Genomic DNA, 10,356 nt, shown 5'->3' with positions numbered 1-10,356 from the left:
CCCGGGAGGGCGCGCGCCCGGTGCTCGGAGGCGGTCGGCCGCCCCCGAGCACCTGGGGGCGTGCGCCCGCGAGTACCTGGGGGTGCGCCTGCGCCACACGCCAGCAGTCAAAACACGGTGCGCGCGGCAGTCCCGTGCCGGATCATGGGCGCATGTCTGCCAACCCTCAGGACGCTCTGCCGATCAGGCTCAACGTCGACGACAGCGACTCCCCTTCGGACGTCGTCGACGCGCTCTTCCTCGGCCGCTTCGCGACGGGCGAGCAGCCGTACTCCCACAGCTCGACCATCGACCGCGTCAAGCCCGGCGCCACGCTGCTGCCGCCGGCGGCGTCCGTGCTGCGCGCCGCCCGCGACGACGACCGGAGCGCCACGCTCGCCGAGGGCGACGGCTGGACGCTGCTGATCTCCCGCTGGAACCGCGGCGCCGACGTCACGGTCACGGCGGTCACCTCCGACCTCGCCGAGAAGATCCTCAAGCAGGCGACGGACGGCGCGCACGACGAGCCCGAGCCGCAGCCGGAGAACGTCACGATGGGGTTCTGGTACGTCTCGCCGCGCCGCGGCCCGCACCGCACCACGCGCCAGATCGCCGCCGGGACCTGGGACGAGGTCCGGCCCAACTACACCGCGCCGGTCGCCGACGCGATGGACCGCCTGATGAAGGTGACGCCCGACCACATCGCGGGCCGGCTGCTTCTGCTGCACGGCCCGCCGGGCACCGGCAAGACCTCCGCGCTGCGCACCCTGGCCCGCTCCTGGCGGGACTGGTGCCAGGTCGACTGCGTGCTCGACCCCGAGCGGCTCTTCAACGACGTCGGCTATCTGATGGACATCGCGATCGGCGAGGACGAGGGCACGTCCAAGGGCCGCTGGCGGCTCCTGCTGCTCGAGGACTGCGACGAGCTGATCCGCGGCGAGGCCAAGCACACGGCGGGCCAGGCGCTCTCCCGACTGCTCAACCTGACGGACGGTCTGCTGGGCCAGGGCCGCAATGTCCTGGTCGGCGTGACGACCAACGAGGACCTGGAGCGCCTCCACCCCGCGGTGGTCCGCCCCGGCCGCTGTCTGGCCCGGATCGAGGTGGGCGCGCTGACCCGCAAGGAGTCGGTGGAGTGGCTCGGCACGGAGGAGGGGGTGGGCCGGGAGGGCGCGACGCTGGCGGAGCTGTACGCGCTGCGCCGGGGCAGCAACCCGGCCTCGGTCCCGGACCAGAACAAGGGCGCGGACGCGGGGCTCTATCTGTAGCGCTCTGCGGGGCCTTGCGGCGCGCGGGCGACCGGGAACGCACGGGCTATGGGGGCCCGCGCGATCGGTAGCGCCTCCGCTATGGGCAGCACCCGCACGACCGGCGGCACCCCCGCCGTGAGGCGCACCCGCGCGACCGGCAACGCACCCGCTATAGGTAGCACCCGCGCGATCGGCAACACCCCCACCATGCGCACCGCTCCCCCGCGCCTCAGCGGCCGTACGCCGCCCGCAGTGCGTCGTCGATCGCCGACTGCGCGTCCGCGCGGGACAGGCCCAGCCGGCGGGCGTGCTCGGCGAACGCCGCCGCCGCCAGCGCGGCCTCGCGTGCCGCCGCGTCGCCCGCCGCCGCGACGAAGGTGCCGTTGCGGCCGCGCGTCTCGATCACCCCGTCCGACTCCAGCGCGCGGTACGCCTTGGCCACCGTGTTGGCCGCGAGCCCCAGCTCCTCGGCGAGGCCCCGTACGGTCGGCAGCTTGTAGCCGACGGGCAGTCTGCCGGAGCGCGCCTGCTGGGAGATCTGGGCGCGCAGCTGTTCGTACGGCGCGGTCGCCGATTCCGTGTCAATGACGATCTTCAGGGTCACAGCACGATTCTCCCCCACCCGCCGGTCGGGCCGCCGGAAAAGGGGAGGCGACCGCGCCGGGCGCCCACGTAGCGTGCGGCCCATGACTGTGATCATCCGCGACCTGCGTCCGGACAGCCTCGAGGACGCGGAGGCCGTGGTCCGCGTCCGCCGGTCGGCCGTCCCCTTCGAGGTGACGACGGCGGACTCCGTTCTCTTCGGCGTCCGGACCGCCAACCCCGCCAAGAAGTACCGGCTGTTGATCGCCGAGCAGGACGGCGAGACGATCGGCACGGCGCATGTCGGCGTCGCGTACGACAGCAGCGAGCCGGGCCAGTCGTTCGCCACCCCGCAGGTCCACCCGGAGCACCGGGGCAAGGGCGCGGGCGCGCTGCTGCTCCGCGCCGCCGAGGAGCATCTGGCGGCCGAGGGCGCGAAGAGCCTGTACGCCTGGGTCATGGACGAGCCGGCGTCCCGGTCCTTCGCCGAGAAGCGCGGCTACCGCCCCACCCGCCCGGCCCACTTCCAGCGCCTCGACCTGGCGGACGGCACGCTGCCCCCGCTCCCCGAGCTCCCCCCGGGCGTCGAGCTGCGCTCCGCGCGGGACTTCGAGGCCGACCCGCGCCCGATGTTCCTGGCCGACGCCGAGACCACCTCGGACGAGCCGGGCGACATCAGCACGGACTTCGGCGACTACGAGGACTGGGTCGCCCACACATGGAACAACCCGCTGCTGGACCGCGGTCTGTCCACGGTCATCGTGGTCGACGGCGCGGTCGCGGCCTTCACGGCGGCCCTGTGCGACGGCGCCGGCCGCTATCTGTCCGGGATGACGGGGACGCTGCGCGCCCACCGGGGCCGCGGCTTCGCCAAGCTGGTGAAGGCCCACTCGCTGCACCGGGCCCGTGCGGCGGGCTACACGGAGGCGTTCACCAGCAACGACGGCGAGAACGGCCCGATGCTTGCGGTCAACGCATGGTTCGGCTACCAGATCTGCGCTACGGAGGTACGTCATGTCCGCTCCCTCGCTTGAGGTACGGCTCGTCAAGGCGGGCAAGACCAAGATCCGCTATCCCGCCGCGCCGGTCGCCGACGACGGCGCGCACGCGGTGGTGCGGGCGGCGTGGGCGGGCGAAGGGGTCCGCGACTTCGGCTTCGTGCGGTTCGAGCCGGGCGACGTGTTCACCGAGCACTACTGGCGCGACCGGTGGTACGCGGTGAAGGAGGTCCGCACGGGCGACGGCACGCTCAAGGGCTGGTACTGCGACATCACGCGCCCGGCGGTCCTCGCGGACGGCGTGCTGACCGTGGAGGACCTGGACCTCGATCTATGGGTGTCGGCGGACGGCGGGGAGATCCTCCGTCTGGACGAGGACGAGTTCGCCGACAGCGGCCTCGCGGCCCGCGACCCGGAGGCCGCGGACCGCGCGGTGCGGGCTCTGGACGAGCTGGAAGTCCTCGCCCGCGAGGGGAAGCTGACCGAGTTGACCGAGCTGCACGGCTGACGGGCGCGCCCGGCCCGCACACCCGACCCGCACACCCGACCCGCACACCCGGCCCGCACACCCGGCCCGCACGCCCGGCCCGCCCGCCGCTCGCTCAGACCGGCTTGCGGTAGTGGACGCGGTCGTACCGTCCGTCGACGCGCCGCTCCACGACCTCGTAGCCGTACCGCGTGTACAGCTTCTGGTTCTCCCACATCAGCGCGTTCGTATAGAGCTGGATCTCCTCGAGGCCCAGCTCGCGCGCGTGCGACTCGGCGAAGGCCAGCAGCCTGCGGCCGAGGCCCGTGCCGTGGGCGTCGGGGTGGACGGCGACCGAGTCGATGAAGAGGTGCCCCGGGTGCGGGGTCAGCACGATCAGACCCCGCACCGGGCTCCCGACCACGAACACCCTCCCCGCCGCGATGTCGGCGGCGTGGTCCGCCTCCATCGGGACGGGGACGACGCCGATCCGCTCGATGTAGTGGCTGTAGGCCGCGTCCGTCACGGCCTTGACCACGGCTGCGTCGTCGGCCGTGGCGGGCCGGATGTCCTCGCTCATGCGGACACGTTACGTCGCCGAGTGATCAGCTTCTTCAGCCACGGCCAGGCGAGCAGGATCGCGATCACGGCGTACACCGCAACCGAGAACGGCGTGTCGACCAGGCCGGTGACGCTGCCGTCGCTGATCTGGAGGGCGCGGCGCAGCTGCTGCTCGGCGGCCGGGCCGAGGATGACGCCGATGACGGCGGGCAGGACGGGCAGTCCGTAGCGCCGCATGCCGAACCCGATCAGGCCGATGATCAGCAGGATCACCAGGTCGAGTGCCTCGCCGCCGACCGCGTACGCGCCGACGGCGGCGAAGAAGAGGATGCCGGCGTAGAGGTACGGACGCGGAATGCGCAGCAGCTTCGCCCAGACCGGGGCGAGCGGCAGGTTCAGCGCCAGCAGCAGCACCATGCCGACGAAGAGCGAGGCGATCAGGCCCCACACCAGGTCGGGCTCGCGCTCGAAGAGGAGCGGTCCCGGCTGGATTCCGTACTGCTGGAAGGCGGCGAGCATGACGGCCGCGACGGCGGTGGTGGGCAGGCCCAGCGTCAGCATCGACACGAGCGTGCCGGCGGCGGAGGCGGAGGCCGCGGACTCCGGTCCCGCGACGCCTTCGATGGCGCCCTTGCCGAACTCCTCCTTGTGCCGGGACAGCCGCTTCTCGGTGACGTACGAGAGGAAGGTCGGGATCTCCGCGCCGCCGGCCGGGATCGCGCCGAACGGGAAGCCGATGGCGGGTCCGCGCAGCCAGGACTTCCAGGTGCGCCGCACATCGGACTTGGCGAGCCAGGGGCGGCCGACCGGGATGGCCTCGCCGGTGGAGCGCCGCAGATGGGCGGCGACCCACAGGGCCTCGCCGATCGCGAAGAGGCCGACCGCGACGATCACGACGTCGATGCCGTCGGCGAGCTGGAGCGAGCCGAAGGTGAGTCGCTGCTGGCCGGTCATCTGGTCGAGGCCGACGAGCCCGAGGGTGAGGCCGATCAGCAGCGAGGCGAGCCCGCGGATGCGGGAGGAGCCGAGGACCGAGGTCACCGCGATGAAGGCGAGGACCATGATCGCGAAGTAGTCGGGCGCGCCGATGTCGACGGCGAGCTTGGCCACGGTCGGCGCGAGGACGACCAGCAGGATCGTGCCGATCATGCCGCCGGCGAAGTGCCCGACGGCGGCGGCCGCGAGGGCCTGGGCGCCGCGGCCGGACTTCGCCATCGGGTTGCCCTCGATCGCGGCGACGACGGCGGCGCTCTCGCCGGGGGTGTTCAGCAGGATCGAGGTGGTGGAGCCGCCGAACATCGCTCCGTAGTAGATGCCGGCGAACATGATGAACGCGCCGGTCGGCTCCAGGCCGTACGTCACCGGCAGCAGCAGCGCCACCGCCATGGCGGGGCCGATGCCGGGCAGCACGCCGATCGCGGTGCCCAGCAGGACGCCGAGGGCGGCCCAGAGCAGATTGACCGGGGTCAGCGCGGTGCCGAAGCCGTCTATGAGGGAGTTGAGAGAGTCCATCGGCTACAGCACTCCCATCAGCGGGCCGCCCGGCAGGGGAACGCCGAGCAGGTTGTCGAAGACGAAGTAGGTGGCGAGGGAGAGCGCTGCGGCGATCAGCGGGTCGCGGTCGAGATGGCGGCTGCCGAGGGCGAAGGCCGAGCCCCAGAAGAGCAGCGCGCCGGCGACGGGGAAGCCGAGCGGGCCGATCAGCACGGCGAAGGCGAGGAAGACTCCGGCGAGGAGCAGGACCGTACGCCAGTCGCCGGGCTCGCTGAGGTCGACGTCCTCGCCGCCCTCGGCCTCGCCGCGGCCGCCGCGCAGGACGTCGACGGCGAGGAGCACCGCGACGACGAGGAGGCCCGCGCCGACGACGACGGGGACGGTCCTCGGTCCGATGGGCCCGCGCTGCGCGATGTCGACGTCCATGGTGAGCGCGTCGGTCAGGACGAGGAGGCCGATGGCGAACAGGAAGAGGCCGACGCCGAGTTCGGAGTGCTCGCGCAGCCAGGAGCGACGCGACGTGTCGGTGGTCTGATCGGTCTGAGCGGTCTGATCGGTCACAGCCCCAGCTCCTTCAGCACCGAGTCCACGCGAGTGTCCTGCTGGGCGAGGAAGTCGCCGAACGCGTCGCCGGTCAGGAACGCGTCGCTCCAGCCGTTCTTCTTCAGCGAGTCCTTCCACTGCGGGGAGTCGTGCAGCTTCTGGACGAGGCCGACGAGCTTGTCGCGCTCGGCGTCGGTGAGTCCTGGCGGGGCGACGATGCCGCGCCAGTTGGTGAACTCGGTGTCGAGTCCGGCCTCGCGCAGGGTGGGGGCGTCCAGTCCGGGGACCCGCTTGGGTCCGGTGACGGCCAGCAGCCGCAGCTCGCCGGACTTGATCTGGTCGAGGTACTCGCTGACGCCGGAGACGCCGAAGGCGACCTTGTCGCCGAGGATCGAGGCGAGGAGCTCGCCGCCGCCGTCGAAGGGGATGTAGTTGACGGTCTTGGGGGCGATCCCGGCGGCCTGCGCCATCAGCATCGGCGCGAGGTGGTCGGGCCCGCCGGGCGAGGAGCCGCCGCCTACGGGCAGTTTGCCGGGGTCCTTCTTCCACGCGGCGAGGAGGTCGTCGATGGTCTTGTACGGGGAGTCCTTGCCGACCACGACGATGTCCTGCTCCTCGGTGAGCCGGGCGATCGGGGTGGTGTCGGCGAGGGTCTTGGGCGACTTGTTGGTGTGCACGGCGCCGACGACGCCGAGGCCCATGGACATGGCGAGCTTGCCGTTGCCGTGCTCGCCGACGAGCCGGGTGAGGCCGACGGTGCCGCCGGCCCCGGGCAGGTTGAACACCTCGACGTTGTGGGTGAGTTCGGCGTCCTCGGCGTTCTTGGCCGCGGTGCGGGCGGTGATGTCGTAGCCGCCGCCGGGGGTGTTCGGGACCATGAACCGCAGTCCGGGGATCTGGGTGCCGGTGTCGGCGCCGCTGCCCGCGGTGAGCAGCGGCGGGCCCACGAGCACCAGCGTCGCCGCCCCGAGCAGGGCGAGGGGAGTGCGCAATCGCACGTGAGCCGCCTTTCGTACGGAGCTCGCACGGAGCGAGGGAGGTGTGAGGTGGCCCACATGTTGCCTGCGCGTTAAGAAGCTGTCTCTCTTCCGGAATCAACGGACGTTGTGGTCGTTGTGGTAGCGGCTTAGCGTGACGTCGTGACGAATGTGCTGGTGGTGGACGACGACTTCATGGTCGCCAAGCTGCACAGCCGCTATGTGTCCGCGACGGAGGGCTTCCGGGTCGTCGGGGTGGCTCACAGCGGCGCGGAGGCGCTGCGCGCGGCGGACCGGCTCCGCCCGGACCTGGTGCTCCTGGACGTCTATCTGCCCGACATGGACGGGATCAGCGTGCTGCGTGAGCTGCGCGCCGCGGAGGAGCGGGACGGCAGGCCGAGCGTGGACGCGCTGTTCATCACGGCGGCGCGGGACGCCGGCGTGGTGCGGGCGGCGCTGCGGGCGGGGGCCCTGCACTATCTGATCAAGCCCTTCAACCAGGCGGCCCTCCAGGAGCAGCTGCGCCATGTCGCCTCGGTGCGGGCCCGGCTCGCGGGCCTGAGCGAGGCGCGCCAGGAGGACGTCGACCAGATCTTCGGCACCCGCCCGCCGGGCTCCCGGGAGCTCCCCAAGGGCCTGGCGCCGCACACGGCGGAGCTGGTGGAGCGCATCCTGCGCGAGCACGACGGCGACCTGTCGGCGTCCGAGTGCGCGGAGGCGGGCTCGCTGTCGCGGGTGAGCGCGCGCAGGTATCTGGAGTACTTCGTGGAGACGGGCCGGGTGGAGGTCACGCTGCGGTACGGGGGCACGGGCCGGCCGGAGCGACGGTATCGGCGGATCGGCTGAAGAGCGGCTCCCTGGCGCCTATGCGCAGTAGCGTTCGACTGCGGACGCGTTCGGACGCGTTCGACGGTCGGGGGAAGCGGGGGACGTATGAACAGGGTGGGTGCGCGGCGGGCCGCGGGGGCGCTCGCGGCCTTGGCAGCGGTGACCGCGGGGTGCACGGCGTCGCCGCCCGACGTCGACCCGGAGCTGCGGAAGGCCGTGCAGCCGGCGGTGCACGACGCCCTGGTCGCCGAGGCGTCGAAGGACGGCGGCCTGCTCGGCGACAGCCCGTCGTCGAAGGCCCGCTGGTTCTGCGCGGAGAAGATCGTCGAGATCCGGAAGTCCGAGGCCGGCGCGTTGACGGTGGGCCTGGTGGCGGACTGCTCCGAACTGGAGGGCCGCGCCGGAAGCCTCGTCCAGGGCACGGGCATGAGCGGCCCCCACTTGATGAAGCTGGCCCCGACCCCTCAGGGCGCCTACCGCGTCACCCACCACGACGCCCCACCGGACGGAGCGGGCTACGACGCCTGGATCGGCCGCTCCTTCTCCAAGGCCGCCGCGGCGGAGATCCGCCGCGCCGCCTGGAACGGCACACCGACGACGGAGTCGGCGGCCCGCACCCACTTCGGCCTGCCGGCGGACGCGCCGGTGACGAGCGGGTAGGCGGGCCGAGTCCGCTGTCGTCGAAAGGGCCCGGCTAGGTCATGGGCACGGCCATCCGATCCTGATCTCGCACCGCAGCCTCTGGCGGTCGGCAGGCATGATCATCATGTCGACCTGAATCGGCCGGTCGTCGCTGTCCAGCGTGGTGCGCGTCAGCTGCAGGACCGGTTCGTCCGGACCGGTCCGCAGAGCCTCCCGCTCCGCTGCACGAGGCACCCGTGCCACCACGTCCTCACGCACCCGCACGCCGACGTGCCCGAACTCGGCCAGGAAGGTCACCGCGCCACCGGGGATCTTCGCCGTCCCCGCGAGGCGGGTGCCCCGGGCGATGCGCAAGGGGTAGTAGGTGTCCGTCAATTCGCAGGGTTGGTCGTCGAGATACATCATCCGGCGGCGTACGACGACCGCTTCCCCCTCCGCGACCCCGAGCAGCACCGCGACCTCGGACGGCGCGGCCACTTCGCCGGCATGGACGATGCGTTGACTCCCCTGGCGCCCCCGGGAGGACGCCTCGGCCCCCCAGGCGTCGGGCTGACCCTTTTCCCGCGGCGTCAGGTACGGCATCGAGGTGCTGACCCACTCGTTGGCGCCCACGGCATCCTCCTGCACAGGCGGCGAACTCCCAGTGAGCCAATACTCGGCCCCATCGGCTCCCCGCTCCAGCCGGCAGACGAGCCCGCACCGCCCCCTACCTGAGCCCCTCCTTACCCCCTCCTTAAAGCGGCCATAAGGATCGCCGTCACCCCCTCCCAGCAGGCGATTTCGTCGTTGGGAGCGGCTAGCTTGCTGATCGCCGGGGCTGGTTCGAGCGTTCGGCGCCGTAGCCGACGGGGGGCTGCGCCGCCCGTTCGAGTCCAGCTTCGTCCCCCACAGCTGTCGCTCTGAAGGAGAACGTCACCATGACCGCTCGCCGCAAGGTCGCCTCGGTCGTCGCCCTCGGCTTCGCGCCGGTCGCGTTGGTCGGGCTGGCCGCCTGGCCGGCCGTCGCGCACGGGTCGATGACGGACCCGGTCAGCCGGGTGTCCGCCTGTTTCGCCGAGGGGCCCGAGAGTCCGAAGTCGGCTGCGTGCAAGGCGGCGGTCGCGGCCAGCGGGACCCAGGCCTTCTACGACTGGAACGAAGTCAACATCGCCAACGCCGCCGGGAAGCACCAGCAGTTGATCCCGGACGGCAAGCTGTGCAGCGCCGGCCGCGACAAGTACAAGGGGCTCGACCTGCCCCGCGGCGACTGGCCGGCCAGCAAGCTCGCCGCCGGAAAGCACACCTTCCACTACAAGGCGACCGCCCCGCACAAGGGCTCCTTCGAGCTGTACGTCACCAAGGACGGCTACGACCCGTCGAAGCCGCTGAAGTGGTCCGACCTTGAGGCGAAGCCGTTCGCCAAGGTCGCCGACCCCAAGCTGGTGAACGGCGAGTACGTCTTCGACGGCACCGTGCCCGCCAAGTCCGGCCGGCACCTCGTCTACTCCATCTGGCAGCGCTCGGACTCCCCCGAGGCCTTCTACACCTGCTCCGACGTGGTCTTCGGCAAGGACAGCGGCAGCGCCGGCCCGGGCGCCGCTCCCGCGCCCGCCGCCTCCGCGCCCTCCGAGGAGGAGATAGCCGACGGTGCCGACAAGTCGACCGTCGACCACAACGGGCACGGCGGGGACGACCACTCGGCCGCCCCGGCCGACAAGCCCGCCGAGAAGCCGGTGGACAAGCCCGCCGAGAAGCCCGCCGCCAACGCTCCCGAGGTCAAGAGCGCCGGAGACGAGCCCGCCGCCGCCCCGGCCGGCGGCAGCGAGAACCTCGCCGAGACCGGCGGCGACAGCACCACCCCGTACATCGCGATCGGCGGCGCGGGCGCCCTGGCCCTCGGCGCCGCGGCGGTGTTCGCCACCCGCCGCAGGTCCGCCCGCTAGACGCCGGCGAACCTCAGGCGCCCATGACTGTGGTCCGCTCCCGCCCCAAGACACCCGGGCGGGAACACGGCGCTGTGGTACCCGGTCCGCGCGCGAAACACGACAGACAGAAAA

The 10,356-nt window shown here is 72.3% G+C and carries 12 protein-coding genes; 6 read left to right on the top strand and 6 right to left on the bottom strand.

Going from position 1 to position 10,356, the window contains the following annotated elements; all coding sequences use genetic code 11:
- The first annotated feature begins 152 nt into the window (after positions 1–152).
- Positions 153–1,247 (top strand): DUF5925 domain-containing protein, encoded by a 1,095-nt coding sequence (locus AB0M39_RS39935; protein ID WP_365373493.1) that lies wholly within the window; start codon positions 153–155, stop codon positions 1,245–1,247.
- A 211-nt stretch (positions 1,248–1,458) separates the two neighbouring features.
- Here the strand turns inward: AB0M39_RS39935 and AB0M39_RS39930 are convergent, their stop codons facing one another.
- A complete protein-coding gene (locus AB0M39_RS39930) occupies positions 1,459–1,833 on the bottom strand; it encodes a GntR family transcriptional regulator (RefSeq protein WP_365373490.1) in 375 nt (124 codons plus the stop codon).
- Positions 1,834–1,915: 82 nt separating this feature from the next.
- Here AB0M39_RS39930 and AB0M39_RS39925 point away from each other — a divergent pair, with 82 nt between their 5' ends.
- Positions 1,916–2,845 (top strand): GNAT family N-acetyltransferase, encoded by a 930-nt coding sequence (locus tag AB0M39_RS39925; RefSeq protein WP_365373488.1) that lies wholly within the window; start codon positions 1,916–1,918, stop codon positions 2,843–2,845.
- Entirely contained in the window at positions 2,826–3,317 is a 492-nt protein-coding gene (locus tag AB0M39_RS39920; protein ID WP_365373486.1) for a DUF402 domain-containing protein, read from the top strand. The genes AB0M39_RS39925 and AB0M39_RS39920 overlap by 20 nt, the downstream gene beginning before the upstream one ends.
- Before the next feature lie 94 nt (positions 3,318–3,411).
- On the opposite strand, the gene AB0M39_RS39915 is transcribed toward AB0M39_RS39920, so the two are convergent.
- From AB0M39_RS39915 to AB0M39_RS39900, 4 genes are read right to left on the bottom strand one after another with little or no spacing between them, the layout of a single operon-like run.
- The gene (locus AB0M39_RS39915; protein WP_365373484.1) at positions 3,412–3,855 is read right to left on the bottom strand and encodes an N-acetyltransferase; all 444 of its coding nucleotides are present in this window, start codon (positions 3,853–3,855) and stop codon (positions 3,412–3,414) included.
- On the bottom strand, positions 3,852–5,348 hold the full coding sequence (locus tag AB0M39_RS39910; RefSeq protein WP_365373482.1) for a tripartite tricarboxylate transporter permease: 1,497 nt from the start codon (positions 5,346–5,348) through the stop codon (positions 3,852–3,854). Before AB0M39_RS39910 ends, AB0M39_RS39915 begins: the two co-directional genes overlap by 4 nt.
- Positions 5,349–5,351: 3 nt before the next feature.
- Positions 5,352–5,891 (bottom strand): tripartite tricarboxylate transporter TctB family protein, encoded by a 540-nt coding sequence (locus AB0M39_RS39905; protein WP_365373479.1) that lies wholly within the window; start codon positions 5,889–5,891, stop codon positions 5,352–5,354.
- Positions 5,888–6,871, bottom strand: a complete 984-nt coding sequence (locus AB0M39_RS39900) for a tripartite tricarboxylate transporter substrate binding protein (protein WP_365373477.1) — start codon at positions 6,869–6,871, stop codon at positions 5,888–5,890. Before AB0M39_RS39900 ends, AB0M39_RS39905 begins: the two co-directional genes overlap by 4 nt.
- Before the next feature lie 141 nt (positions 6,872–7,012).
- Here AB0M39_RS39900 and AB0M39_RS39895 point away from each other — a divergent pair, with 141 nt between their 5' ends.
- Together AB0M39_RS39895 and AB0M39_RS39890 are read left to right on the top strand one after the other, a co-directional pair.
- On the top strand, positions 7,013–7,696 hold the full coding sequence (locus tag AB0M39_RS39895) for a response regulator (protein WP_365373474.1): 684 nt from the start codon (positions 7,013–7,015) through the stop codon (positions 7,694–7,696).
- 87 nt (positions 7,697–7,783) lie between these two features.
- Entirely contained in the window at positions 7,784–8,338 is a 555-nt protein-coding gene (locus AB0M39_RS39890) for a hypothetical protein (RefSeq protein WP_365373472.1), read from the top strand.
- Positions 8,339–8,377: 39 nt separating this feature from the next.
- Here AB0M39_RS39890 and AB0M39_RS39885 read toward each other — a convergent pair whose 3' ends face one another.
- Positions 8,378–8,932 (bottom strand): UTRA domain-containing protein, encoded by a 555-nt coding sequence (locus tag AB0M39_RS39885; protein WP_365373469.1) that lies wholly within the window; start codon positions 8,930–8,932, stop codon positions 8,378–8,380.
- A 305-nt stretch (positions 8,933–9,237) separates the two neighbouring features.
- Between AB0M39_RS39885 and AB0M39_RS39880 the strand changes: the two genes are divergently transcribed.
- Entirely contained in the window at positions 9,238–10,242 is a 1,005-nt protein-coding gene (locus tag AB0M39_RS39880) for a lytic polysaccharide monooxygenase (protein ID WP_365373466.1), read from the top strand.
- The last annotated feature ends 114 nt before the right edge of the window (positions 10,243–10,356 follow it).

The sequence above is a fragment of the Streptomyces sp. NPDC051907 genome (assembly GCF_040681075.1).
Lineage (GTDB): Bacteria > Actinomycetota > Actinomycetes > Streptomycetales > Streptomycetaceae > Streptomyces.
This window is presented reverse-complemented; position numbering and strand designations above follow the sequence as displayed.